Annotated in this window: 21 protein-coding genes and 1 tRNA gene; 16 read left to right on the top strand and 6 right to left on the bottom strand. The window is 62.6% G+C overall.

Annotated elements, in window-relative coordinates; translation table 11 throughout:
* Positions 1-34 precede the first annotated feature (34 nt).
* Positions 35-1,675, bottom strand: coding sequence for a diguanylate cyclase domain-containing protein (locus ACZ5Z2_RS11970; RefSeq protein ID WP_464758814.1), 1,641 nt, complete (start codon positions 1,673-1,675; stop codon positions 35-37).
* 199 nt (positions 1,676-1,874) lie between these two features.
* Here ACZ5Z2_RS11970 and ACZ5Z2_RS11965 point away from each other — a divergent pair, with 199 nt between their 5' ends.
* Together ACZ5Z2_RS11965 and ACZ5Z2_RS11960 are read left to right on the top strand one after the other, a co-directional pair.
* Positions 1,875-2,915 (top strand): AAA family ATPase, encoded by a 1,041-nt coding sequence (locus ACZ5Z2_RS11965; protein ID WP_464758813.1) that lies wholly within the window; start codon positions 1,875-1,877, stop codon positions 2,913-2,915.
* 308 nt (positions 2,916-3,223) lie between these two features.
* Complete coding sequence (locus ACZ5Z2_RS11960) at positions 3,224-4,126, top strand: AEC family transporter (protein ID WP_464758812.1); 903 nt, start codon at positions 3,224-3,226, stop codon at positions 4,124-4,126.
* A gap of 3 nt (positions 4,127-4,129) precedes the next feature.
* On the opposite strand, the gene ACZ5Z2_RS11955 is transcribed toward ACZ5Z2_RS11960, so the two are convergent.
* Entirely contained in the window at positions 4,130-4,396 is a 267-nt protein-coding gene (locus ACZ5Z2_RS11955; protein WP_464758811.1) for a hypothetical protein, read from the bottom strand.
* A 38-nt stretch (positions 4,397-4,434) separates the two neighbouring features.
* Here ACZ5Z2_RS11955 and ACZ5Z2_RS11950 point away from each other — a divergent pair, with 38 nt between their 5' ends.
* From ACZ5Z2_RS11950 to ACZ5Z2_RS11940, 3 genes are all read left to right on the top strand, one after another.
* Positions 4,435-4,842, top strand: a complete 408-nt coding sequence (locus ACZ5Z2_RS11950) for an RNA-binding S4 domain-containing protein (protein WP_464758810.1) — start codon at positions 4,435-4,437, stop codon at positions 4,840-4,842.
* Between the two features lie 101 nt (positions 4,843-4,943).
* On the top strand, positions 4,944-5,483 hold the full coding sequence (locus ACZ5Z2_RS11945) for a response regulator (RefSeq protein ID WP_464758809.1): 540 nt from the start codon (positions 4,944-4,946) through the stop codon (positions 5,481-5,483).
* A gap of 124 nt (positions 5,484-5,607) precedes the next feature.
* On the top strand, positions 5,608-6,186 hold the full coding sequence (locus ACZ5Z2_RS11940) for a response regulator (RefSeq protein ID WP_464758808.1): 579 nt from the start codon (positions 5,608-5,610) through the stop codon (positions 6,184-6,186).
* Between the two features lie 126 nt (positions 6,187-6,312).
* Here ACZ5Z2_RS11940 and katG read toward each other — a convergent pair whose 3' ends face one another.
* Both katG and mutS read right to left on the bottom strand, forming a co-directional pair.
* Complete coding sequence (katG, locus tag ACZ5Z2_RS11935) at positions 6,313-8,472, bottom strand: catalase/peroxidase HPI (protein WP_464758806.1); 2,160 nt, start codon at positions 8,470-8,472, stop codon at positions 6,313-6,315.
* Between the two features lie 545 nt (positions 8,473-9,017).
* Positions 9,018-11,591 carry a DNA mismatch repair protein MutS gene (gene mutS / locus ACZ5Z2_RS11930; RefSeq protein ID WP_464758805.1) on the bottom strand — a complete coding sequence of 858 codons (2,574 nt, stop codon included), beginning with the start codon at positions 11,589-11,591 and terminating at the stop codon, positions 9,018-9,020.
* A 74-nt stretch (positions 11,592-11,665) separates the two neighbouring features.
* On the opposite strand from mutS, the gene ACZ5Z2_RS11925 reads away from it, so the two are divergent.
* From ACZ5Z2_RS11925 to ACZ5Z2_RS11875, 11 genes are all read left to right on the top strand, one after another.
* Positions 11,666-12,175 (top strand): CinA family protein, encoded by a 510-nt coding sequence (locus tag ACZ5Z2_RS11925; protein WP_464758804.1) that lies wholly within the window; start codon positions 11,666-11,668, stop codon positions 12,173-12,175.
* A gap of 124 nt (positions 12,176-12,299) precedes the next feature.
* Positions 12,300-13,337: a recombinase RecA gene (gene recA / locus ACZ5Z2_RS11920; protein ID WP_464758803.1), complete on the top strand. Its 1,038-nt coding sequence runs from the start codon at positions 12,300-12,302 to the stop codon at positions 13,335-13,337.
* A gap of 65 nt (positions 13,338-13,402) precedes the next feature.
* Positions 13,403-13,891 (top strand): regulatory protein RecX, encoded by a 489-nt coding sequence (locus ACZ5Z2_RS11915; RefSeq protein WP_464758801.1) that lies wholly within the window; start codon positions 13,403-13,405, stop codon positions 13,889-13,891.
* A 46-nt stretch (positions 13,892-13,937) separates the two neighbouring features.
* On the top strand, positions 13,938-16,577 hold the full coding sequence (gene alaS / locus ACZ5Z2_RS11910; RefSeq protein WP_464758800.1) for an alanine--tRNA ligase: 2,640 nt from the start codon (positions 13,938-13,940) through the stop codon (positions 16,575-16,577).
* A 249-nt stretch (positions 16,578-16,826) separates the two neighbouring features.
* Positions 16,827-17,027 carry a carbon storage regulator CsrA gene (gene csrA, locus ACZ5Z2_RS11905; protein WP_464758799.1) on the top strand — a complete coding sequence of 67 codons (201 nt, stop codon included), beginning with the start codon at positions 16,827-16,829 and terminating at the stop codon, positions 17,025-17,027.
* Between the two features lie 71 nt (positions 17,028-17,098).
* Positions 17,099-17,191: transfer RNA gene (locus ACZ5Z2_RS11900), tRNA-Ser, on the top strand.
* A gap of 87 nt (positions 17,192-17,278) precedes the next feature.
* On the top strand, positions 17,279-18,787 hold the full coding sequence (locus ACZ5Z2_RS11895; RefSeq protein ID WP_464758797.1) for a DUF6538 domain-containing protein: 1,509 nt from the start codon (positions 17,279-17,281) through the stop codon (positions 18,785-18,787).
* 55 nt (positions 18,788-18,842) lie between these two features.
* Positions 18,843-19,769 (top strand): ParA family protein, encoded by a 927-nt coding sequence (locus tag ACZ5Z2_RS11890; RefSeq protein ID WP_464758796.1) that lies wholly within the window; start codon positions 18,843-18,845, stop codon positions 19,767-19,769.
* 9 nt (positions 19,770-19,778) lie between these two features.
* Positions 19,779-20,171: a hypothetical protein gene (locus tag ACZ5Z2_RS11885; protein WP_464758795.1), complete on the top strand. Its 393-nt coding sequence runs from the start codon at positions 19,779-19,781 to the stop codon at positions 20,169-20,171.
* 667 nt (positions 20,172-20,838) lie between these two features.
* A complete protein-coding gene (locus tag ACZ5Z2_RS11880; protein WP_464758794.1) occupies positions 20,839-21,546 on the top strand; it encodes a hypothetical protein in 708 nt (235 codons plus the stop codon).
* Between the two features lie 197 nt (positions 21,547-21,743).
* Positions 21,744-23,387 (top strand): MobA/MobL family protein, encoded by a 1,644-nt coding sequence (locus ACZ5Z2_RS11875; protein WP_464758793.1) that lies wholly within the window; start codon positions 21,744-21,746, stop codon positions 23,385-23,387.
* Here ACZ5Z2_RS11875 and ACZ5Z2_RS11870 read toward each other — a convergent pair.
* Together ACZ5Z2_RS11870 and ACZ5Z2_RS11865 are read right to left on the bottom strand one after the other, a co-directional pair.
* Complete coding sequence (locus tag ACZ5Z2_RS11870) at positions 23,384-23,728, bottom strand: hypothetical protein (protein WP_464758791.1); 345 nt, start codon at positions 23,726-23,728, stop codon at positions 23,384-23,386. The two genes, ACZ5Z2_RS11875 and ACZ5Z2_RS11870, sit on opposite strands and share 4 nt — an antisense overlap.
* A gap of 17 nt (positions 23,729-23,745) precedes the next feature.
* Positions 23,746-24,504, bottom strand: a complete 759-nt coding sequence (locus ACZ5Z2_RS11865; protein ID WP_464758790.1) for a hypothetical protein — start codon at positions 24,502-24,504, stop codon at positions 23,746-23,748.
* Positions 24,505-24,545 lie beyond the last annotated feature (41 nt).

Below are 24,545 nucleotides of genomic sequence, written 5' to 3'. Positions count from 1 at the left end.
CGCCATCCTAAGCTAGGAAGCGAACCTGACCCAGTCAGTTCGTGTCCCCATCCCCCGAAAAAACGCACACGCCCAACGCCTGGCTCTTGGCCTGGTACATCGCCGCATCCGCGGCGCGCAGGTAGTCGTCGGTGGTCGCGAAGCCGGACTGGCTGCTGACCACCCCGATGCTTGCGCCGCAGGTCACGGTGTGCGGGCCGATCCGGTAGGGGGCCGCAAGGGCGGTCGCCATCTGCCGGGCGCGGTCTGCGGCGCCCGCGGGATCGATGGACTCCAGCAGCACGTTGAACTCGTCGCCGCTCATGCGGGCGACCAGATCGATGGGTCGCACGCAGGATTCCAGCCGGCGCGCTACCTGCTGCAACAGTTGGTCGCCCGCATGGTGTCCAAGGGTGTCGTTGACGGCCTTGAACCGGTCGAGATCCAGCAGCAGCACGGCGAACGTGGTGGTGTCCGCTTGCGATGGCGTGTCGCCGCTTTTCGAAGTGCCGTCCTGGTGCAGCGCGATGGCGTGTTCGAGGCGGTCGCGGAACAGCGGTCGGCCGGGCAGGTTGGTCAAGGCGTCGTAGGAGCTGCCGCGTTCCGCCAGGTCGCTGAGCGACCCGGCCATGCGCACGGCGGTGCCGTTTTCGAATTGGGCGATCCCGCGCCAATTGAGCCACACCAGCCGCCCCGAACCATGGCGGGCGCGGAAATCCACGGAGAAGTTCGGGTGGTGGCCCGACAGGCGCCTGCGGTAGGCCGTCTCGACGCGTTCAAGGTCGTCGGGGTCGATGAGCAGCTGCAGAAATTGCCAGCCGTCTTCATGCAGGTGGCCGGCGTCGCCCAGCCCGACGATCTCGTTGAAGCGCTGCGACACATGCAGCACGCCCGTCTGCAGGTTCCAATCCCAGATGCCGTCATTGGAGCCGCGGGTGGCGAGCGCATAGCGGTTGTCGGACTGCACCAGTTCGAGTTCGGTACCTTTCTGCTCGGTCACGTCGATCATCAGGCCGATCATGCGATTCGGGCGGCCCGGCTCGACATCCACGCGGCACAGGTCGCGCACCCAGACGACCTTGCCGGATTTGGCGATCAGCCGGTAACTCATCTCGTACGCATAACTGTGCGTGGCGTAGTAGGCGGCGTCGTCGATGACCAGGGCTTCCGCCAGGTCGTCGGGGTGCACGTGTGCCCGCCAGAAACCGGGGTCGGCCCGCCACTCTTCCACCGAGTAGCCGAACAGGCGCTCCACCTGCGGGCTGAGGAAGGTATTGCCTACGCCAAGCTCAGCCTCCCACACCACGCCGTCGATGGTTTCCAGCAGCCGCAGGAAGCGCTGGCGATCCTCCATCAATACCTGCTCGCCGATCTCGGTGATCTCGATCAGCACGCCCTGGCGACTGATCACGCGATCCGCGGCGTCGGTCTTCGGTTGCAGCTGCAGGCGCATCCAGCGATGATCCGAGTCGGCGAAGCGCAAGCGGAACACCGGCATGCCTGCGCGCAAGGCTCCGGTGTCGTCGGGATGCACGAAGTCGAGCAAAGATCGGCCGAGCGCACCCTCCACCGGATGACCCGTGAGCCTGTGCCAGGCCGGATTCAGATAGGTGATGATCCACCGCGCGTCCGTTTGCACCACCGCGTCGGGCAGCAGTTGCAGCAGTTCTTCGGACGGGGTGAGAGGGGTGGGCATCGGTTCCTTATGCTCACCGAAGCGCAATCGTCCAGTCCAGCCCCGCAAAACCGGGGCCGGCTTCGCTTCGTGACCCGCTCGCACGTGAGGTGGGGACGGGTTCGCGTGGATGTTCGCGATGGTGGCGCCTGATCCTGTTCTGGCCGTGATCCATGCACCGTTTTAAAGTGGCCGCTGGCCCGAGCGAAGGAGTCGCCCCATGCTGACGACGCTTGCCGTTGCGAACTACCGCTCGTTGCGCGAACTGATCGTGCCGCTGGGACGGCTCAATCTCGTCGTCGGCGCGAACGGCAGCGGCAAGTCGAATCTGTATCGCGCACTGCGCTTGCTCGCCGAATCGGCGCAGGCGGGGATCGTGCCGGCGCTGGCGCGCGAGGGTGGCCTCGGCTCGGCGCTGTGGGCGGGGCCGGAGACGATCAGCCGCGCGATGCGGCGCGGCGAGGTGCCGGTGCAGGGCGGGCCGCGGCAGGAGTCGGTGCGGCTTTGCCTCGGCTTCGCGAGCGAGGAGTTCGGCTACGCGGTTGATCTCGGCTATCCGGAGCCCTCGTCCAGCGCGTTCGCGTTCGATCCGCAGATCAAACGCGAGGCGATCTGGAGCGGCCCGTTCCTGCGTGGTGCCAATACCCTGGTGGATCGCAACGGCAACATGGCGCGCGTGCGCGATGGGCGCAGCTGGTGCGTGGTGCATCAGCACCTCGACCCGTTCGAGAGCGTGTTCGGCCAGATCGCTGACCCGCAGGGTGCGCCCGAGGTATTGAGCCTGCGCGAGACGATCCGCGGCTGGCGCTTCTACGACCATTTCCGTTCGGATGCGGATTCGCCCGCGCGCCTGCCGCAGCTCGCCACGCGCACGCCGGTGCTGAGCCACGATGGCCGCGACGTTGCCGCCGCGTGGCAGACGATCCTCGAAATCGGCGATGCGCGCGCGCTCGATGCGGCCGTCGCGGACGCGTTCCCGGGCGCGGAAGTCAAAGTAAGCAACACGGATGGCCGCTTCCTGCTGCACTTCTCGCCGTGCGCCAAGTCATGGCTCACCCTATCGAAGCTTAAGGTTTGCCGCTTGGGGCATCTGCTACCAAATAGCGCTACTTCGTGCCCATTGCGAGGTCAATCGCCGCGGCCGGCTCGCCTGCCGCGCTCTTGCGCCGCCGAGGTTTCCTTTCCGACGCCGCCAGCAACTGCTGCAGGTAAGCGATGCCTTCTTCCTCGGGAAAGAAGGCCACCACATCGGCCACGCTGAGCTGATGACGTTCGCGCAGTGCGAGGAATTCCTCGCGGGCGCGGGCGATGCGCGCGGCTTCGGCGGCCCGCTTGCCAAGCGGCCTGGCTTGCTTTGGTTCGGAAGGCGTTTCCGGCTTCGGTTCGGGCCTGGTCTGCTCGAGCGCGGCCAGCTCGGCCTGGAACTGGCGAAAATCGTAGGGTCTGGAACTCATCGTGCTTGCATGCGGCGGGAACGAGGCATTCTCGCATGCCCGCGCAGGCCGTGCAGGCTTCCGGCGGCGGGCCGGATCGCATCTAATGCCCGCTGGTTTCCGTGAAACGTTCCCGATGAGTGCCTTGCTGCTGTTGTTCGTCTGCCTGGTGTTGGGCATGCTGGTGCGCCGCCATGCGCAACCGCCGGCCGGCATCGTGCACGGCCTGAACTGGTGGGTGCTCAACATCGCCCTGCCGGCGCTGGTGCTGGAACTGATCCCCACGCTGAAGCTCGATGCGCAGCTGTGGTTTCCGGTGGCCGCGATGTGGCTCACCTTCTTCGGCGCATGGCTGCTGTTCGCGTGGCTGGGGCGGCGGCTGGGCTGGTCGCGCGGGCGCGTCGGCGCGCTGGTGCTGGTGTGCGGGCTGGGCAATACCTCGTTCATGGGCTATCCGATGCTGCAGGCGCTGCACGGACAGGCGGGCCTGGCGCTGGCCGTGGTGGCCGACCAACTAGGCTGCTTTCCGCTGCTGGCCTCGATGGGCGTGGTGGTGGCCTGCGTATATGCGGGACGCACGCCCAACCCGCGCCTGATCGTGCGGCGCATCCTCACCTTTCCCGCCTTCATCGCCCTGGCGGCGGGCCTGCTGGTCGGCGCGCTGGGCGGCTGGCCGGAGGTGCTGGACGGCGTGTTCCATCCGCTGGGCGCCACGCTGACGCCACTGGCGCTGTTCTCGGTGGGCCTGCAGTTCCGCCTGCGCCTGGGTGGGCGCCAACTGGGCGCGGCGGCCTGCGGCCTGGGCTGGAAGCTGCTGCTGGCGCCGGCGCTGTGCTGGGTGCTGGGCGTGGCGGCGGGCGTGGGCGGGCTCACGCTTACCGCCGGTGTGCTGCAGGCGGCGATGGCGCCGATGGTGTCCGCGGCCATCCTTGCCGACGAGTACGAGCTCGATCCCGAGCTGGCGAACACCGTGCTCGGCGCGGGCATCGTGCTGTCCTTGCTCACCGTGCCCCTTGGTAACTGGTTGCTGGGGATGTGAATGTCAGGACATGACGCCGAGACGCCGTGCCATGTCGTCGACTGCCGCTCGAGCCTGCACGAGGCTGGAGCCGTCGCGCTGACGATAGAGGCGGAGCGCCTCGACGTAACGCCCGGCGCGCAGCTCGGCTTCGATCTCGGCGTTCCGGATTTCAGGGCGTAGTTCAGGCCGCTGTGCGGTGGAGGCGCGGTTGCGCCAACGCACGATCAAGTAACAGGCCGCGAGACAGCACAAGCCAAGATCCAAGAGGTGCTTGGCGATGTAATCCATGACAAAGCTCCATGAGGGATGTGGCGATAATGCCAGCGATGAACCATCCGCACAGCAACGATCCCACCGAAGTGCGCGCCGACGTCTGGCTGTGGGCCGCGCGCTTCTTCAAGACGCGCAGCCTCGCCAAGCAGGCCATCGACGGCGGCAAGGTCGAGGTCAACGGCGCGGGCTGCAAGCCGGCCAGGGCGCTGCACGCGGGCGACATGCTGAAGATCGGCCGCGGCGAGGAAAGGCTGGAGGTCGAGGTGTTGGCGCTGTCCGACAAGCGCGGCCCGGCCAGCACGGCACAGGCGCTGTATCGCGAGAGCGAGGCCAGCCGGCTGGCGCGCGAGGCATGGCGCGAGCAGCGCCGGCTGGTCGGCGTGCAGGCGCCGCGCCAGCGGCCGGACAAGCACGCGCGCCGTGAACTGCGTCGCTTGAAGGACGATCCGGGAGCCTTTTGAGCCGTCCCTGAGCAGTGCATCGCAGATTGCGCGGCGGTTCTGCCGCACCATGCGCGACAACGTCGGGGGCAATCCCCGCGCGACGGCAAGGGAGCATTGCAATGAACGGCATGGGTTTCTTCAAGCGTTGGCTGGGTGGCGCCGAAGCGTCGGCGCAGCGGCTGGAGATCCGGCGGCAGGCGCCGGCCGGCACGCGCATGCTGGTAGTGGACGACTCGCCCACGATCTGCGCCGTGCTGGGCCGCATGCTGGAGCAGGACGGCTACGCGGTGCAGAAGGCGGCCGACGGCGAACATGCGCTGGAGCTGGCCAAGGCCGAGCCGCCCGAACTGATCTTCCTCGACATCGTGCTGCCGGGCATCAACGGCTTTGCCGTGCTGCGCGCGCTGCGCCACGATCCGCGCACCGCGCACGTGCCCATCGTGATGATCAGCGGTAACCAGCAGGCCACCGAGCAGTTCTACGTGCAGCGCTATGGCGCCGACGATTTCATGAAGAAGCCGTTCGGCCGCGCCGAGGTGACGGCCAGCATTGACATGCTGGTGCGCGCCGGCCGGCTGGCCGCGCGGCCAACCGAACTGCCCGTGGCGGCGCCGGATCTGGTGATCGTGCCCGCGGTGCTGCCGGGCATGGCGGCCTGAAAGCCGGCTCATCGCCTCCCCGCAACGCGCTGGGCTGGTATGGCGGCGCGTATCTGTCCGCTTGCGCATGCCGGCGCCGGCGCGGAAACTTCGCAGATGTCGGTATCGGGGTAGGGGCAGGGAGATGGCCGGTTTCGGTTTGATCAAGCGTCTGGTGGGCGGCGATCGCCGCCACAGCGAGCCGCGCGTGCGAGCGGCAGCCAGCACGCGGGTGCTGGTGGTGGACGATTCGGCGACCATCCGCGCCGTGCTGGGCAAGATGCTTGGGCAGGACGGCTACGAGGTGCTCAAGGCGGCCGACGGCGAAAGCGCGCTGACGATGGCGCGCGAGGAGCCGCCGGGCCTGGTCTTCCTCGACATCGTGATGCCTGGCATGTCCGGCTTCGAGGTGCTGCGCACCCTGCGGCACGAGACCGCCACGCAGCACGTGCCCATCGTGATGATCAGCGGCAACGTGCAGGCCACCGAGCAGTTCTACGTGAAGCGCTACGGCGCCGACGACTTCATGAAGAAGCCGTTCGGCCGCGAGGAAGTGTTCGAGCGCATCCGCCAACTGGTGATGGCCGGCCGGCTGCCGGCGCGCACCACGCACGAGGATCCCGTGCTGCCGCAAGGCGTGAGCCAGGCGGAATGGGATGCGATCCCCGATATCGCGATGCCGGACGAGGCACATGTGCTGCCGCCGAAACCGGACGATCAGTAAGAGCCTGTCGCTACTTCCTCACTGCCTCCACTCAACCCTTCCCCTCGAGGGGAAGGGTTTTCGTTGGGAAGTGCAGCCATGGATGGCTGTCCGCTTGATTCTTGCGATCAGGGACGATCGCAAAGATCACTTCAGGTCGAAGCGGTCGAGGTTCATCACCTTGGCCCAGGCCGCCACGAAGTCGCGCACGAACTTCTCCTTGCCGTCGGCGCTGGCGTAGACCTCGGCCAGCGCGCGCAGCACCGAGTTCGAGCCGAACACCAGGTCGACGCGGGTGCCGGTGTACTTCGGCGCGCCGGTCTTGCGGTCGCGGCCTTCGAACAGCTCGCCGGCCGGCTTCCACTCGGTGGTCATGTCCAGCAGGTTGACGAAGAAATCGTTGCTGAGCACGCCGGGCCGCTCGGTGAACACGCCGTGCGCGCTGCCGTCGTGGTTGGCGCCCAGCACGCGCAGGCCGCCGATCAGCGCGGTCATCTCCGGTGCGGTCAGGGTGAGCCGTTGCGCCTTGTCGACCAGCAGGTGTTCGGCGGGGATGTCCGACTTCGCCTTGAGGTAGTTGCGGAAGCCGTCGGCGAAAGGTTCCAGGTAGCCGAAGGATTCGACGTCGGTCTGCTCCGCGCTGGCGTCGACGCGGCACGGCGAGAACGGCACCTCGATGGCGATGCCCGCGGCCTTCGCCGCCATCTCGATACCCACGCCGCCGGCCAGCACGATCACGTCGGCCAGCGAGGCCTTGCCCGAGGCCCGCTGGATCTCCTCCAGCTTCGGCAGCGCCTGGACGGCCAGCGCGTTGACCGCCCAGTCCTTCTGCGGGGCCAGCCGGATGCGCGCGCCGTTGGCGCCGCCGCGCTTGTCGCCGCCGCGGAAGGTGGAGGCCGAGGCCCAGGCCAGCGAAACCAGTTGCGACACGCTCAAACCCGAGGCGGTGATCCTGGTCTTGAGGTCGGCGATGTCGGCGGCACTGGGGTGGTGGATGGCCTTGGGCAGCGGATCCTGCCAGAGCAGGTCTTCCTGCGGCACTTCCGGGCCCAGGTAGCGCGCCTTGGGCCCCAGGTCGCGATGGGTGAGCTTGAACCACGCCCGCGCATAGGCGTTGGCGAAGGCCTGCGGGTCGTCGCGGAAGCGGCGCGAGATTTTTTCGTAGGCCGGGTCGAAACGCAGCGACAGGTCGGTGGTGAGCATGGTCGGCCGGCGCTTCGGCGAGTCGGCCGAAGGGCCGGGGATGATCGCGTCGGCGCCCTTGGCCACCCACTGGTGCGCACCGGCAGGACTCTTTTCCAGCTCCCACTCGAAGTCGAACAGGAACTTGAAGAAGTCGTTGCTCCATTGCGACGGCGTGCGCGTCCAGGTGACTTCCAGGCCGGAACCGATCGCATCCTTGCCCTTGCCGCTGGCGAACGTGCTGGCCCAGCCCAGGCCCTGCTGCTCCAGCGACGCGGCTTCCGGCACGTCGCCGACGTGGCTGGCCGGCGCGGCGCCGTGGGTCTTGCCGAGGGTGTGGCCGCCGGCGATCAGCGCCACGGTTTCCTCGTCGTCCATCGCCATGCGCGCGAAGGTCTCGCGGATGTCGTGCGCGGCGGCGAGCGGGTCGGGATTGCCGTCCGGGCCTTCCGGGTTCACGTAGATCAGGCCCATCTGCACGGCCGCCAGCGGGTTGTCCAGCGTGCGCTCGCCGGGCTTGCCGTGCGAGTAGCGGCTGTCCGGCGTGCTGCTTGCGGCCAGCCATTCGGTTTCGTTGCCCCAGGACACGTCGAGGTCGGGTTCCCAAACGTCCTCGCGGCCCGCGGCGAAGCCGAAGGTGCGGAAACCGCTGGATTCCAGCGCCACGTTGCCGGCCAGCACGATCAGGTCGGCCCAGGAAATCCGCTGCCCGTATTTCTGCTTGATCGGCCACAGCAGGCGGCGCGCCTTGTCGAGGCCGACGTTGTCCGGCCACGAGTTGAGCGGCGCGAAGCGCTGCTGCCCGCGCCCCGCGCCGCCGCGGCCATCGCCGACGCGGTAGGTGCCGGCGCTGTGCCAGGCCATGCGTATCATCAGGCCGGCGTAGCTGCCGCCGTCGGCGGGCCACCAGTCCTGCGAATCGGTCATCAGCGCCAGCAGATCCTTCTTCAGCGCGGCGTAGTCGAGTTTCCCGAACTCCTCGCGGTAGCTGAACTTTCCGCCCAGGGGGTTGGATTTCTCGGAATGCTGGCCCAGCAGGTCGAGCCGCAACTGGTTCGGCCACCAGTCGCGGTTGGTGGTGCCGGTGATGGTGTGGTGGAAGGGGCACTTCGCTTCGGCGGACATGGACTTTCTCCTTGGGCGTGGGGTGGCCAGGATCAATCTACGCAGCTTCGGCCATTCATGGAATTTGAATGTTCCAATGCTTGCGATAGTGCCTGGCTATCGACAGGCGCGAAGCCCGGAGTGTGCCGGATGGGCCGTTACGGAGAGGTGTCGATGTGCTGGTTCAAGGGCGCTCGGTCAAACGGCTTTTTGTTCGTCATTCCTGCGAAGGCAGGAATCCAGTGTCTTTGCATTCAATGGTCTGCAGACACTGGATCCCGGCCTTCTCCCACTGCTGTCCGGAATAATCTGGGGATGGTGTCGAAGGATGAAGGCCCGCGCCGCTTGCACGAAACATGGCGAGAAGGCGACTTCATTTCCGATAACGACCACCTATCCAGACTGTCATCCCGGCGAAGGCCGGGATCCAGTAGCGACCATGTTCGCTCAGGCCGCACGGCCACTGGATTCCGGCCTGCGCCGGAATGACGAGAAAGACCGCGGCCACGAATGTTCAAAATTATTCCGGACAGTTGTGGGCCTTCTCCGGGATGACGAGCGGATCTTCAGCGTAACTGCTTGAGCCGGTAGAGCGCTTCCAGCGCGTCGCGCGGCGTCAGTGCGTCGGGGTCGATGGCATCCAGCGCATGCTCCACTGCCGAGGGCGCGGGTGGGGCGAACAGCCCGAGTTGCGGCGAGGCGGCGGCGGGTGCCGGCGCGCTGGCGTGTGTGTGCATGCCGCGTTCCAGCTCCGCCAGCGTGCGCCGCGCGTCGGCGATCACCGCCTTCGGCAGGCCGGCCAGCGCCGCGACCTGCAGGCCGAAGCTGCGGTTGGCCGGGCCGTCCTTCACCGCGTGCATGAACACCAGTTGCTCGCCGTACTCGACGGCGTCCAGGTGCACGTTGGCGATGCCGGCGAACTCACCGGCGAGTTCGGTCAGCTCGAAGTAGTGCGTGGCGAACAGCGTGAACGCGCGGCTGGCGGTGGCCAGGTGCACCGCCGCCGCGCGTGCCAGCGCGAGGCCATCGTAGGTGCTGGTGCCGCGGCCCACCTCGTCCATCAGCACCAGGCTGTGCGCGGTGGCGTTGTGCAGGATGTTGGCGGTCTCGCTCATCTCCACCATGAAGGTGGACTGGCCGCGCGAGAGGTCGTCGCCTGCGCCGATGCGGGTGAAGATGCGGTCGACCGGGCCGATCGCCGCGCGGCTCGCTGGCACGTAGCTGCCGATGTGGGCAAGCAGAACGATCAGCGCGTTCTGCCGCATGTAGGTGCTCTTGCCGCCCATGTTGGGGCCGGTGATCACCAGCATGCGGCGGCCGTCGGCCAGTCGCAGGTCGTTCGGCTCGAACGGTTCCTCGCGCACCTTTTCCACCACCGGGTGGCGGCCGCGTTCGATGGCGATGCCGGGTTCGTCGGCGAGTTCCGGCGCCGTCCAGTCCAGCGTCCCGGCGCGTTCGGCCAGCGTGGCAAGCACGTCGAGTTCGGCGATGGCGGCGGCGGCCTGCTTCAGCGGTTCCAGCTTTTCGGTCAGCGTGTCGAGCAGTGCCTCGTACAGCGCGCGTTCGCGCATCAGCGAACGTTCCTTGGCGCTGAGCACCTTGTCCTCGAACTGTTTCAGTTCCTCGGTGATGTAGCGCTCGGCGTTCTTGGTGGTCTGGCGGCGGGTGTAGTGCGTGGGCGCCTTGTCCGATTGCGCCTTGCTGATTTCGATGTAGTAGCCGTGCACTCGGTTGTAGCCCACCTTCAGCGTGGGGATGCCGCTGGCGGCCTTCTCGCGTTCCTCCAGCTCGACCAGGTACTGGTCGGCGTGGGTGGACAGGCGGCGCAGTTCGTCCAGTTCGGCGTCGTAGCCGTCGTTGATGACTCCGCCGTCGCGTTGCAGCACCGGCGGCTGTTCGACGATGGCGCGCCGGAGCAGGGCGGCGGTTTCGGCGTGGTCACCGATGCGGTTGACGAGGGCATGCAGCAGCGGGCTGTCGAGTTCCGCGATTTTTTCTCGCAGCTCCGGCGCGGCGAGCAGGCCATCACGCAGCGTGGAGAGATCGCGTGGCCGCGCCGAGCGCAGCGCCACCCGCGCCAGGATGCGCTCCAGGTCGCCGATGCCGCGCAACTGCTCGCGCAAGGCCTCGTGGTGGCGGTTGTCGATCAGCGCACCGATGGCCTGATGGCGTGCGCGCAGCACCTCGCGCGAGCGCAGCGGCCGGTTCAGCCAGCGGCGCAGCAGGCGCGCGCCCATCGGCGTCACGGTTTCGTCCAGCACGCCGAGCAGGGTGTGTTCGGTGCGGCCGCTGGGGTGGGTGTCCAGTTCGAGGTTGCGGCGGGTGGCGGCATCCAGCGCGATGGTTTCGCTGGCCGATTCCACTGCCATGCCGCTCAGGTGCGGCAGCGCACTCTTCTGGGTTTCCTCGACGTAGCCGAGCAGGCAGCCGGCCGCGCCGATGGCCAGCGGCAGCTTGTCCACGCCGAAACCGGAAAGGTCGCGCGTGCCGAAGAAACGGTTGAGTTCGCGCCGCGCGGCGTCGCTCTCGAAATGCCACGGCGGCCGCTTGCGCAGGCCGGGCAGGCTGGCGACCAGTTTCGGCCAGGCTACGCTTTCGTCCACCAGCGTTTCCGCCGGCTGCAGGCGCGCGAGCTCAGCGGCGAGTGCTTCCGCATGCGGCACCTCGCTGAGCAGGAAGCGGCCACTGGAGAGATCCACCCAGGCGAGGCCGTAGCCGTCTTTCGCACCGGCACTGATCGCCAGCAGCAGGTTGTCGCGGCGCTCCTCCAGCAGCGCGGCGTCGGTCACCGTGCCGGGCGTGACCACGCGCACCACCTTGCGCTCGACGATGCCCTTGGCCAGCGCCGGGTCGCCGATCTGCTCGCAGATCGCCACCGATTCGCCCAACCGCACCAGCTTCGCCAGGTAGTTCTCGACCGCGTGATAGGGCACGCCCGCCATCGGGATCGGCGCGCCCGCCGACTGCCCGCGCTGGGTCAGCGTGATGTCGAGCAGCCGAGCCGCCTTGCGCGCGTCGTCGTAGAACAGCTCGTAGAAATCACCCATGCGAAAGAACAGCAGCACATCGGGATGAGCCGCCTTGGCCGTGAGGTACTGGCGCATCAAGGGGGTATGCAGGGAAAGATCGTCTTGGCTCATGCGTAGCTGCGCGTGGGTGGAACAGGGCGGCCGATCCGCGTTAACGTGCCGGCCTTGAAGATCGGGAGTCTCGCATGGAGTCGTCGTCTGTTCCTACCGATGCCGAGTTGTGCGAACTGGCGCAAACGGTGGCGGACGAGACGCTGCGCCAGCGGCTGATGCTGGTCACCGCGGAGTCCTGCACCGGCGGCTGGGTCGCCAAAACCCTCACCGACCTGCCGGGCAGTTCGGCCTGGTTCGACGCCGGCGTGGTGGCCTACAGCTACGAGGCCAAGCAGGCGCTGCTGGGTGTCGATCCGCGCATCCTGGAGCGCGTCGGTGCGGTGAGCGAGGAGATCGCGCTTGAAATGGTTTCCGGCGCGCTGGCGCGCTTCGGTGCGGGCGTGGCGGTGGCGGTCACCGGCATCGCAGGCCCCGGCGGCGGCACGCCGGACAAGCCGGTGGGCACCGTATGGATCGCCTGGAAGCGCCGCGGCGGCTACGCCCACGCACAGCTGTTCCATTTCGCCGGCGACCGCGAGGCGGTGCGCCGGCAGACCGTGGCCGCCGCGCTCGTGGGCTTGCGGAAAACCCTGACGGAATGACGCGCTCCGGGCCGGCTGGCCGGCTTGACCGGTGTGGGATACTGCGGATTCGCCGTGATCGCAGTCCGTGAGACGCAATGCGGCCATCATGTGTCCCATTCACAGCCCAACCGGAACCAAGACGATGGATGACAACAAGCGCAAGGCGCTCGCCTCGGCCCTCGGCCAGATCGAAAAGCAGTTCGGCAAGGGTGCCGTGATGCGCATGGGCGATCGCACCAACGACGCGATCGACACCGTATCCACCGGTTCGCTGGGCCTGGACATCGCGCTGGGCGTGGGCGGGCTGCCGCGTGGCCGCGTGGTCGAGATCTACGGCCCGGAATCCTCGGGCAAGACCACGCTCACCCTGCAGGTGATCGCCAACTGCCAGAAGAACGGCGGCACCGCGGCCTTCGTCGACGCCGAGCACGCGCTCGATCCCACCTATGCCGCCAAGCTGGGCGTGAACGTGGATGACCTGCTGGTCTCCCAGCCCGACACCGGCGAGCAGGCGCTGGAAATCGCCGACATGCTGGTGCGTTCTGGCGCCGTGGACGTGGTGGTGGTCGACTCGGTCGCCGCGCTCACGCCCAAGGCCGAAATCGAAGGCGAGATGGGCGACTCCCACGTGGGCCTGCACGCCCGCCTGATGAGCCAGGCGCTGCGCAAGCTCACCGCCAACATCAAGAAGTCGAATTGCCTGGTGATCTTCATCAACCAGATCCGCATGAAGATCGGCGTGATGTTCGGCAGCCCGGAAACCACCACCGGCGGCAACGCGCTGAAGTTCTACGCCTCGGTGCGCCTGGACATCCGCCGCATCGGCGCGGTGAAGAAGGGCGACGAGGTGATCGGCTCCGAAACCCGCGTCAAGGTGGTGAAGAACAAGGTGGCGCCGCCGTTCCGCCAGGCCGAGTTCGAGATCCTCTACGGCGAGGGCTCCTCGCGCGAAGGCGAGATCATCGAGTTGGGCGTGGCGCAGAACCTGATCGACAAGTCCGGCGCCTGGTACAGCTACAAGGGCGACCGCATCGGCCAGGGCAAGGAGAACGTGCGCCAGTTCCTGCGCGACAACCCCGCCATCGCCAACGAGATCGACGCCGAGCTGCGCGCCCGCCTGCTGGTGAGCGCCGGTGGCAGCGGCTTGCCGTTGGCCGCCGAGGCGATGGAAGGAGCGTAATGCTGCTTCTTCCCGGTTCCCTCTCCTGCGTGCAGGGGAGGGGCGGGGAAGGGTAAGTCGCGGCTATGAAGCGACACGACCATCCTGACAAGTCCCGACCCAGCGCCTACGACAAGGCGCTGGGCCTGCTGGCGCGCCGGGAGCAGTCGAAGCGCGAACTCCGCCGCAAGCTCGACCAGGGCGGCTACGCTGGCGAAGAGTCCGATGTGGCGCTGGCCAGGCTCGGCGAACAGCGCTACCAGGACGACGAGCGCTTCGCCGCCATGCTGCTGCGCAACCGCGCCGCGCAGGGTTATGGCCCTGCGCGCATACGCATGGAGCTGAAAACCCACGGTCTCGCGGACGCCGCGATCCGCCAGTTGCTCGACGAGGCCGAGGTTGATTGGCAGGCCCATGCCGCCAACCAGTTGCGCCGTCGCTATGGCGGCAAGCCCGCTGCGGATCGCGCCGAGCAGGGCAAACGGGCGCAATTCCTCCTGCGCCGCGGTTTTGCCGCAGCCACGGTAAGATATGCGACCCACGCCGAAGTGGACGAGGCCGACGAGGAAAGTTGATCGCGGCGGAGTAGCGGCGTGCCTCCCGCAGCCATCGCCGCCACGAATGAAAACCGCCGACATCCGCTCGACCTTCCTCGACTTCTTCCGCGCGAAGGGCCACACCATCGTGCCTTCCGCCTCGCTGGTGCCGTCCAGCGATCCCACGCTGCTGTTCACCAACTCGGGCATGGTGCCGTTCAAGAACGTGTTCCTGGGCAGCGAGAAGCTGCCCTACGTGCGCGCCGCCGACGTGCAGCGCTGCCTGCGCGCGGGCGGCAAGCACAACGACCTGGATGCCGTGGGCTACACCGCACGCCACCACACCTTCTTCGAGATGCTGGGCAACTGGTCGTTCGGCGACTACTTCAAGCGCGAGGCGATCACCTGGGCGTGGGAACTGCTCACCCAGGTGCTGAAGCTGCCGGCCGAAAAGCTGTGGGTCACCGTCTACCACACCGACGACGAGGCCTACGACATCTGGCACAAGGAAGTCGGCGTGCCGGCCGAACGCATCGTGCGCATCGGCGACAACAAGGGCGCACCGTTCGCCTCCGACAACTTCTGGCAGATGGCCGACACCGGCCCCTGCGGCCCCTGCACCGAGATCTTCTACGACCACGGCGCGGACGTGGCCGGCGGCCCGCCAGGCTCGCCCGATGAGGACGGCGACCGCTACATCGAGATCTGGAACCTGGTGTTCATGCAGTTCGACCGTGCGCCCGACGGCACGCTGTCGCCGCTGCCCGCGCCCTGCGTGGACACCGGCATGGGCCTGGAGCGCCTCGCCGCCGTGCTGCAGCACGTGCATTCCAACTACGAGATCGACCTGTTCCAGCACCTCATCAAGGTGGCTGCGGAACTCACCGGCACGAAGGATCTGGCCAACCAGTCGCTGCGCGTGATTGCCGACCACGTGCGCGCCTGCTCGTTCCTGATCGTGGACGGCGTGCTGCCGTCGAACGAGGGCCGCGGCTACGTGCTCCGCCGCATCATCCGTCGCGCGCTGCGCCACGGCTGGATGCTGGGCGTGCGCGGCGACTTCTTCTGGAAGATGGTGCGGCCGCTGGTCGAGGAGATGGGCGAGGCCTATCCCGAGTTGAAGGCCAAGCAGGCCTTCGTGGAAGACGCGCTGCGTACCGAGGAACAGCGCTTCGGCGAGACGCTGGAGCACGGCATGCGCGTGTTCGACGAGGTCACGGCAAAGTCTTCCGGCAAGACCATCGCCGGCGCCGACGCGTTCCGCCTCTATGACACTTACGGTTTCCCGGTCGACCTCACGGCCGACATCGCGCGCGAGCGCGGCCTCGCGGTGGACATGGAAGGCTTCGAGCAGGCGATGAACGAGCAGCGCGAGCGCGCCCGTGCCGCGGGCAAGTTCGAAGCCAAGGGCCAGATGCCAGCGGAACTCGCCAGCCAGCTTGCACCTACGGCCTTCCTAGGCTACGAGGCGCTGGCCGCGCAGGGCTGCAAGGTGCTGGGCATCGTGCGCGACGGCCGCCAGGTCGGGCAGCTCGCCGAGGGCGAGCAGGGTTTCGTGATACTCGACCACACGCCGTTCTACGCCGAATCCGGTGGACAGGTGGGCGACACCGGCACGCTGTCCAGCGGCGCCGGCCGTTTCGAGGTGGCTGACACGCTGAAGATGGGTGGTGTGTTCTTCGGCCATGCTGGCACCTGGCGTGGAGCGCAGCCGCTCAAGACCGGCGACGCGGTGGATGCGCAGGTGGACACTGCGCGCCGCCAGGCCATCGTGCTCAACCATTCCGCCACCCATCTGTTGCACGCCGCGCTGCGCAAGGTGCTGGGCACCCACGTCACGCAGAAGGGCTCGCTGGTGGCGCCGGAGCGCCTGCGCTTCGACTTCGCCCACCATAAGCCTCTGAGTCGCGATGAACTCGCCGAGGTGGAGTCGCTGGTCAATGCCGAGGTGCGCCGCAACACCGCCGCCGAAGTGCGCCACATGGGCTACGACGACGCCATCGCCTTCGGTGCGATGGCGCTGTTCGGCGAGAAGTACGGCGACGAAGTGCGCGTGCTGAAGATGGGCGAGTTCTCCACCGAGCTGTGCGGCGGCACCCACGTGAGCCGCACCGGCGACATCGGCCTGTTCAAGATCGTGGCCGAGTCCGGTGTGGCCTCTGGCGTGCGCCGCATCGAGGCGGTCACTGGCACGGGGGCGCTGGCCTTCGTGGCCGACGAGGAGCGCCGCCTCGGCGAACTGTCGCACCTGCTCTCCAGCAGCGGCGACGACGCCATCGAGAAGCTGCGCCAGGTGTTCGACAGGCAGAAGAAGCTGGAGCGCGAACTGGAATCGCTGCGTGCCAAGGCCGCCGGCAACGCCACCGCGGAGCTGGCTGGCAGCGCGCACGACGCCGGCGGCATCAAGATCGTCGCCGCACGGCTGGAAGGGTTGGATGCCAAGGCGCTGCGCGACAGCGTGGATCAGCTGAAGCAACAGCTGGGTGACTGCGTGATCCTGCTGGCGGGCGCGGCGGATGGCCGCGTGTCGCTGATCGCCGGCGTGCACGGCCGCGCGCTGGGCCGCATCAAGGCTGGCGATGTGGTGTCGCACGTGGCGAAGCAGATCGACGGCAAGGGCGGTGGCCGTCCCGACATGGCGCAAGGCGGTGGCGTGGATGCGCCCGCGTTGCCAGCGATACTGGCGAGCTTGCCGGTGTGGGCCTCCGCGCAGTTGTCGGCATAGGCGTGGCAACCCTGCCGAAGGTCATGTCGGTGCGCATTGCGCAGCGGATACATGCTCGCTAGTATCGTACAAACGTCGATTGCGACCGTCACGCATGTCTGAAGTGACTGCCGCGTCAGCTAGTTGAATGGAGAGCCGGGAAGGCGGTAGGGCCTTCGACGGATCGAACGTCAAGCTGCGGTGATGGAGGCTCAGGGGTGAGGCGCCATCGGTCGCAGGTCTGGAACCAGGAATAATGGAGCAGCAACCATGTTGATTCTGACCCGCAGGGTTGGCGAAACCCTGATGATCGGCGACGAGGTGACCGTCACCGTGTTGGGTGTAAAGGGCAATCAGGTGCGCATCGGTATCAATGCGCCCAAGGACGTTGCCGTGCACCGCGAAGAGATCTACCAGCGAATCAAGGGCGAGCACGATTCCGGCAATGCTCATGGCGGGGATCAGCACTGATCGCAGCCTTCGGGCTTTACGTCGAACCTGCCACCCGGTATTCTTGCCGGCTCTTAGCGACACCAAAACCCGGAGAGATGCCCGAGTGGCCGAAGGGGCTCCCCTGCTAAGGGAGTATAGGGTCAAAAGCCTTATCGAGGGTTCGAATCCCTCTCTCTCCGCCAGTACTGCAAAGCCCCTGTTTATACAGGGGTTTTTGCTTTTCTGAGGATGGGCTTGTCGCTCCACATATCGCTCCACAGCGAGCCGATATGCGCATCCCAAACTATCTGCGGTTGGCACCCTCAGGCATCTGGCATTTTCGCCAAAGAATTCCATCACGTCAGACCCGCAAGACGGGTAAGCACGAGGTCACGCGAAGCCTTGGAACACGTGACCTCCTGACCGCGCAGCAACGTGCGCTGGTTCTCGTCCAGGGGTATGCTCAGACCACACCAGTTGATGGGGAGTGGATGCGCCTTGGTGGATGCGTCAGCATTCCGCGAAGCGAAGTAACCGCGAATCCGCGACACGTCAACGTTGATCCACGCATCAGGGGGCTGAGTGTGGCTAGGGATAGCGTTCCGACCGTATCAACGATCCTCGGGGCCAAGCGCCGTGAGGATTACAAGCTTGTCCGTCGACCAGATGGCTCCATCGAGATGGAGGCCAACGGCGAGGAAGACCACGGTTTTGCCATGGATGCGCTTGAGCGCATCGGTCGGTTAGACCAAGAACCGTACTATCAAGAGCTCATGCGCTCCGCTCAGGCAGGTAACGCATCTTCTGCTCCTCCCCCTGACCCTGCATCGAAGATTCCAGTCATCCAGATTGGCAAGGCCGTGACGCAGTGGTTGGCTGAGATCAAGTCCAGCACACGCCCCAAGACCTTCAAAATAAAAACAACAGCAGTCGAGGGATTCGCCAAGCACTATGGCGAGAAGAGCTCACTCAAGGATGCTGGTCGGATTGATGTAGGCAACTGGGTTCAGGCCTTGAGGGCTGGCGGTCTGGAAACCCCGACCATCGTGAACAAGTGTTCGTATCTTCGTGGCTTCTTCGATTGGGCCAAGGCCCGTGGGTACTACCCACCTTTTGCCAAGGATGAGAATCCTGCGGCAGGTCAGATCGTGTTCGGGACACGTGAGAAGCGCGCCAGGCGAGCGTTCGGGTTCAAAGCTTTCAATGATGACCAGGTGTGCAAGCTCTTCGATGCCAAGGCCTTGGAAGGGCTCAGCGAGTCGGCCCAGTGGGGTGCTTGGATTGGCTTGTACACGGGCGCGCGCGTTGCAGAAGTTGGGCAACTGACGCTGGCAGACTTCGTGGAAGTCGATGGCATCTCCTGCATCCGAATTTGTGATGAGGGTGAGGGCCAATCGGTCAAATCCGAAGTCAGCATCCGGACGATTCCCGTCCATCCGAAGCTGATTGAGCTGGGGCTGTTGAAGCGCGTGGATGAGCTTCGGAAGGATCGTGAGAAGCGCTTGTTTCCGAAGGTGAAGGTCGGCGGGGTCAATGGGCCCGGAAACTGGTTGAGCAAGGCTTTCAGCCGTCATGTGCTGGCGACAGTTGGCAAGCCAGAGAAGGGGAAGTTTGGCTTCCACAGTCTTCGGAAGACGGTGGTGCAAGGGTTACAGAGTGCTGGGGTGACCGCTGAGCTTCGTGCTGCCTATGTGGGGCATGAGCTCGATGATGAACACCATGGCGCTTACAGCAGGGCTCCGACCATGCGGGAGTTGTTGGATGCGGTGAAGAAGTTGGATTGGGGCGTTAGGCAATAGGTGGAGCTGCTGAACTCGCAGCTCGTGTTCAATTTTGACAACCAAGGTGGGGCAAATGGATATTGTTGCTGTCATTAACTATAAGGGTGGAGTTGGTAAAACCACCGTAACCTCAAATATCGCAGGAGAGCTTGCCTTTCGTGGCAAAAAAGTTCTGTTGATCGATACTGATGCTCAGGCAAGTTTGACTTTCTCTTTTATCACTCCTGACGAATGGGACGAGGATTACAAATCCCACAAGACAATCAAGACCTGGTTTGATGCAATAAGTGGCGGTCACAATCCGAGGGATTTGAAGGAGTTCATCATCTCGCCTGCCAAGGTAAATGGATATCTTTCAAGAAAGGATACGGGTGGTCGGATAGATTTGATTTGCTCTCATCTTGGTCTAATCAATGTTGACCTTGAGTTGGCAACCCTGCTTGGTGGCGCCAATCTGCAACAATCAAAGCGCAACTATATCAAGGTGCATGGCAAACTTAGGAAGGCGATTAGGGATCTGGTCGATGAAGCGGACTATGATATTGTCCTTATTGATTGCCCTCCAAACTTCAATATCGTCACTAAGAACGCAATCATTGCCAGCGAGAAGATCCTGATTCCGGCAAAGCCTGACTATCTGTCCACGTTGGGCATCGATTATTTGCAGCGTAGTGTCAATGATCTCGTCAAAGAATTTAACGAATACGCGGCGCTTGACGAGGATGAGGATGAAATCGATCCTTCTATCCTTGGTGTCTTGTTTACGATGATTCAGATCACGAGCGGTCAGCCTATTTCGGCGCAGAGGCAATTTATTGCGCAAACCAAGCGGCTTGGTGTTCATGTTATGAATGCATACTTCAGGGAGAATAAGACCATATTTGCCAGCGCGCCTCAGGAGCTCATTCCTGTTGTCTTGAATGCTTATTCAAACAATACGCATTCAGACGCGGTGAAGGAAATTGAAGGCGTGGTTCGTGAATTCCAGTCGCTACTCTGAGGTATAAGAATGGACAAGTCGCAGAAAGCATTGGCTCTTATCCTTAATAAGGTTCTTTCAGGGGTGATGAACTTATCGAGCGAGGATGTCGATAAGTTATCTGACAAGGGCTACGACATAGAGCTTAGGGTTGTGCGCAAGCGTACTAAGGATGAGGTAGAGCAGGTTCCACTGGAAGATTTTAAAGCACTTGTTGAAAAACTAACTTCATTTAGTAGCCGTGATGAAGCTTCAGATTTTCTATTGCGAACCTTTGAGACCAAGAAGTCCGTCGAACAACTGGCTAGATCTTTGGATATACCCATCCTTAAACAGGATAAAGTTGAAACTCTCCGAGACAAGATCATTGAGGCGACGGTTGGTGCGCGAATTCGGTCTGAGGCTATCAAAGGAAAAGCTTGATTTCTATTTCTTTTAGGAGTTGGCTGCTATGTGGAAAATAATCGTCGTTCTGTTAATCGTGGCTGCTGCTGCTTTTTACTTTTTTGGCGGCCATCATTCCATGGCGAATGATAAAGAAGATTGTGCGAAGTCCACGGCTGGGATTTATGCCAGGCTAGGCGAACCAAGTCCGATGGATCAGTGCATGAAAAGGAAGGGTTGGAAGGTTATTGGAGATGGAGAGTACGGGCCTTAACCTCATTATGGCCTATATGGTATCGCCCAGTTCCATATCACAGAATATGTGGCTGGGCGTACATAGAGTCGACCATCGTCTGCCTTCTGTGGAATGTGCTCTGGAATATATATCGATAAAAGAAGTAAGCCAATGATGCCGGCTGCCTTAATATAACGATGTTTTGGTTTTTTATTATTTAGCGTATACATTTGTCGTCCTTATCTTGATCATATGACTCCTTTGTATCAGGATTGGCAATTTGGTCAAGGTGCTGATTTGTATTGGTATCGATATGCTTCCTCATTTGATGGGTTTCCGTTTTGCGTTTTAAGTGATTATCCTAGGCTATTGCCATGATAGGTATGGGCAGCAATTCATGAAGTGTCGAGATTTTTTGAGGGGATTTGTGTGGATCTGAGTAATTATGTTCATATAGTGCAGGATGCTGCCTTGCTTATACGTTATGACAGCCATAAAAAAGGGGTGCTGACGGAAGGGGTCGAATCTTGCTTGCTAATAATTGCTGAGGGTGGCGAGTCTTGTGCTTTTGTTCACGATTCAGGGCAACTTAATATCGCTGATATTGCTGCTCTGATACGAAGAGTTGAAAATCTTCGGAAGCTAACTTTTGTGCTAGGAATACAGGCATTCTCTCTTCATCGTGACCGAGTTAAGAAGCTAATAGGCATGTTGGGCGTCGCGGGTCGGCGTATTAACAGATCAAAGATTAACAGCCCCTCATTTGATTTTGCTTGGGGCTTTGATGGTGCGCATTTCGATGTGCCAGCAGGCGGTTTTTCTAATAAAGGGGTGCGAGATCCGAATCTTGCGATGCGCTCTGCTATAAATAGGCTTAACATTTTTTTTCTGGATAAAAATGCTCAAAATTTGAGTCTTGACCTTCAATATGAGTGGTCAGCGTTTAGTCCGATTCCTTTGCTTGGGTTGACATTAAATGAAATGTTGCGCAAGGTTTCAATTGAGAAGAAATTCATTGATCTGAATTTGCATATGCTTTACGAAGGGCACGTGGCTGGCGTTATCCGGATTCCAGACGAGCTATTGGGAATCGTGAGGAAATATGGTCTTGAAAAGCCAAGAAGACTGATCGACCCTAGTGGTTTAATTGAGGAATATATGAATTGGTTCGTAAGATGAGGAATTAGAGCTAGAGCGCGTCTATGTGTTGTTCCAACACGCCGCTCAAAGCCAAATCAAAATCTAAAGCATTCCAAAGCCGACCGTTGCTTGGGTTGGCTTTTTTGTGCGTCAAGATTGCTTGACATATATAGATTATCTGTTTTGATGTTTTACAGGTTACGGATTGACCTGCTACTAAGTCACGGAGGACGCATATGGATATTCACGCCCACGCTCGCCCACACCTTGAAGTTCATACCCGTTCCAAAGGCCATTCTTCGGTCGCTGGTTGTGCTTATCGTCTTGGCCTTCGGTTATATGATGAACGTGCTGGTGTTTGGCATGATTTCCGAAAACGGGAACTTGGCGAAGAAATTGTTCGCGCCCTGACCATTGCACCTGTGGGCGCACCATCATGGGCAACCGATCCCGCTCGGCTTTGGAACAGGGTCGAGCAAGCCGAAAAACGTAAAGACGGCCAGGTTGCCAGGGATTACCGTATCCCCATCCCCTTTGGCCTGACCGACCAGGATGCAGGGGATCTTGCTGAGGCCATGGCCCGTTTCATCTGTGATGAGTTGAACACCCCTGTCTCGATGGGCCTACATAGAGATGCTGACCGCGATGCGCTTGGCAACCTCAAGTCGTCGGACAAACAGGGCTTCCATGCGCATCTGTACTTCCCGACCCGTCCCTTGCTTGATGATGCAGATGGTGGTGATGGGAAGGGCCAGGCAAGTATGGGTTTTGGCCCGAAGCATCACGAATTTTCCAAGCAACACCTGGGCGCCGCCTTCATTGAGCTGTTGAACTGTCGTTGGTCAGAGTTGGCAACCGACTACGCTCGGAAGGCTGGTTCGGATCTCACCTACCAGTTCAAAAGCTACAAGCGCCTCGGGCTGAACCTGACACCGCAACCGACGTTGGGACGGTCAGCAACGGCCATGGAACGGAGGGGCATCTATACCAACCGAGGCGATTCCCTGCGCGAAGCTTTGGTCATGGCCCAGGTCTACGAGAAAGCCCATGCCAGCGCCTTGAAGGCCCAACACACCCAGGCCCGTCAAGATGTGGCAAGGGAAGCTGAGAAGCGCTCATGGGGCCAACCAAGCCCCATGCCATCACAAGCACCCCGTACCTTCACCTTGTCTGGAAAACGGAAGGCGTCAGTCGTCCAACCCATCATCCACAGGCAAGGTTCGCTCGCGCACCGATTGAAGGCATCGGCCCCAACACCGAAGACCAAGGAAGAACATGATGCGTTGGAGCGTTCCTTGGTTCTCATCGAAGCCTTGGACAAAGCATTCGCCGTCTACCATCAGCTTCAAAATGAGATGGATGAGCTGTTCAAGATCATCGAAGCAAACCGTGCGGCAAAGCTCGATGCAGAGTTCCAGGCCGACCAAAGCCGTCAGCATCGGAACCAGGCAAAGGTTCGGCTAGCACGTTGGGAAGAAGATCACCGTTGGCGGGTGCGAATGTTCGCAAGCATGGGTGGTTCACCTCTTCCAGAACACGAACGGCTTCGACAGGACGTTCGCCGACACGATGAACACGTGCAAGCCTTGAAGCAGGCTGTTGCCCATCATGCTTCCGAGGTGGTCAGACTAGATGTGGAAGCAAACACCTTGCAGGCCAAGCAAGCCGAAGTGCTGGCGACCATTCGGAACTCCTTGGTCAAGCTGCACGACCAGCAATCCACCTTGCTTCCAGAAATGATAAAAGCCCTGTCGGAATCCGACAGGGCCTTGGTGAGGGAGCAGTTGTCTGTCCTCTTTCCTGAGGTGGGGAAGATGGAGCAAGGTGTTAACGAAGTCGCATTGTCCAGCAGTACGGCTCCATCTTTGAAGATGGGCTAGCCCTGTCCACCCCACCACTTCATATATTTTCCCTTTGCATCGAACTGGACATAGGTCATGCTTGATTCGTGCGTGCTCTTGCCAAGGGCGTTGCCGAGGAAGGGAATGTAGGACTTCGCATCCTGTCCGTTCTTGCTGTAGAAGTAAGTCAGGGTCGTAGTGCCATCGGGATTCTTGGCAATACCTGTCGGTTGCCCGAGAAGGGCTTCAGCTTGGGCGATGGTGCTGACCCCTGCATGGAGCTGGTCAAGCTTGCTGGTGTCCATCTTGACGCCCGTGGTCGTGTTGACACAGGCCGAGAGAATGAGGGTGATGGCGATGGTCGCCAGAGTCTTCTTCATGATGGTTCCCCTGTGTTTTAAATGCCGAGTTTTCGGCTGATGGCCTGCATCAGGCCGTTTGCGGTGATTTCATCCATCCCACCCGCAAGCACATGACGCTTACCTGCTGCATGGACTTCGACCATGTACGAGTGGTCAGCAAACCAGTTCATCCGCTTGGCCCTTGCGCGCTCACCCATCTGTCGAACCGCGTCACCTGGCGCACCACTGGTGAATTGCACGAGGGTTTTATTGGCAAGGGATTGCTGAATCCGAAGACGGTCGATGGCGCCGACTTGCACCATGGTCAGTGCGAAGTCGTTGGCTGGGTTGGGGTAGTTGATAGCAGCGCCAGACACATAGATGCGCCTATCGGAGGCATGCTCTCGACGGTCGGCATTCTTGTGCAGCACGGCCAAAGCGAAGCCGATGCCAGCAACGGGTGACAACAGCAGGAGAAGCGGACTTCCATGGAGTGCCACCATGATGCCAGTGACGACTCCAACGATGGCGGCCATCATCAGGCCGATGAAGATGGAGGCTGGGATGGTGAAATCCTGACGATGGGCAGGATGCACGTCGAAGCGGATTTGGCCGTCTGATTCTTCTCGGGCAGTAAACGAACTGTCCTGGCGAACCTTCCTGTTTTTCTTGCTCGCCTGGACGAGGCTGTAGATACCCCAGCCAACGAGAGCGAGGGGCAGAAGCCCCAGCCAGGCATAGTCTGTAAGGGTGAGTACAACGCCAGCCATGATGCCGATGATGACGGCACTGACCGCGATTCCTTCCTGCTTCATGAGAACCCCTGTTCCTTGATGGAGGTTTGGATACTACCTGT

It is taken from the genome of Rhodanobacter sp. G1 (assembly GCF_055397855.1).
Note: the sequence above shows the minus strand (reverse complement) of the source record. Positions and strands in the feature narration are given on the sequence as shown.

Excerpts from the sequence above, each read along its gene's own strand:
- ACZ5Z2_RS11945 (WP_464758809.1), top strand. The coding sequence starts at position 4,944 with ATGAACGGCATGGGTTTCTTCAAGCGTTGGCTGGGTGGCGCCGAAGCG.
- ACZ5Z2_RS11870 (WP_464758791.1), bottom strand. The coding sequence starts at position 23,728 with ATGAAGAAGACTCTGGCGACCATCGCCATCACCCTCATTCTCTCGGCC.
- alaS (WP_464758800.1), top strand. The coding sequence starts at position 13,938 with ATGAAAACCGCCGACATCCGCTCGACCTTCCTCGACTTCTTCCGCGCG.
- ACZ5Z2_RS11960 (WP_464758812.1), top strand. The coding sequence starts at position 3,224 with ATGAGTGCCTTGCTGCTGTTGTTCGTCTGCCTGGTGTTGGGCATGCTG.
- ACZ5Z2_RS11970 (WP_464758814.1), bottom strand. The coding sequence starts at position 1,675 with ATGCCCACCCCTCTCACCCCGTCCGAAGAACTGCTGCAACTGCTGCCC.
- ACZ5Z2_RS11965 (WP_464758813.1), top strand. The coding sequence starts at position 1,875 with ATGCTGACGACGCTTGCCGTTGCGAACTACCGCTCGTTGCGCGAACTG.
- csrA (WP_464758799.1), top strand. The coding sequence starts at position 16,827 with ATGTTGATTCTGACCCGCAGGGTTGGCGAAACCCTGATGATCGGCGAC.
- ACZ5Z2_RS11895 (WP_464758797.1), top strand. The coding sequence starts at position 17,279 with ATGCGCATCCCAAACTATCTGCGGTTGGCACCCTCAGGCATCTGGCAT.
- mutS (WP_464758805.1), bottom strand. The coding sequence starts at position 11,591 with ATGAGCCAAGACGATCTTTCCCTGCATACCCCCTTGATGCGCCAGTAC.
- ACZ5Z2_RS11875 (WP_464758793.1), top strand. The coding sequence starts at position 21,744 with ATGGATATTCACGCCCACGCTCGCCCACACCTTGAAGTTCATACCCGT.
- ACZ5Z2_RS11915 (WP_464758801.1), top strand. The coding sequence starts at position 13,403 with ATGAAGCGACACGACCATCCTGACAAGTCCCGACCCAGCGCCTACGAC.
- ACZ5Z2_RS11955 (WP_464758811.1), bottom strand. The coding sequence starts at position 4,396 with ATGGATTACATCGCCAAGCACCTCTTGGATCTTGGCTTGTGCTGTCTC.
- ACZ5Z2_RS11950 (WP_464758810.1), top strand. The coding sequence starts at position 4,435 with ATGAACCATCCGCACAGCAACGATCCCACCGAAGTGCGCGCCGACGTC.
- katG (WP_464758806.1), bottom strand. The coding sequence starts at position 8,472 with ATGTCCGCCGAAGCGAAGTGCCCCTTCCACCACACCATCACCGGCACC.
- ACZ5Z2_RS11925 (WP_464758804.1), top strand. The coding sequence starts at position 11,666 with ATGGAGTCGTCGTCTGTTCCTACCGATGCCGAGTTGTGCGAACTGGCG.
- recA (WP_464758803.1), top strand. The coding sequence starts at position 12,300 with ATGGATGACAACAAGCGCAAGGCGCTCGCCTCGGCCCTCGGCCAGATC.
- ACZ5Z2_RS11885 (WP_464758795.1), top strand. The coding sequence starts at position 19,779 with ATGGACAAGTCGCAGAAAGCATTGGCTCTTATCCTTAATAAGGTTCTT.
- ACZ5Z2_RS11865 (WP_464758790.1), bottom strand. The coding sequence starts at position 24,504 with ATGAAGCAGGAAGGAATCGCGGTCAGTGCCGTCATCATCGGCATCATG.
- ACZ5Z2_RS11940 (WP_464758808.1), top strand. The coding sequence starts at position 5,608 with ATGGCCGGTTTCGGTTTGATCAAGCGTCTGGTGGGCGGCGATCGCCGC.
- ACZ5Z2_RS11890 (WP_464758796.1), top strand. The coding sequence starts at position 18,843 with ATGGATATTGTTGCTGTCATTAACTATAAGGGTGGAGTTGGTAAAACC.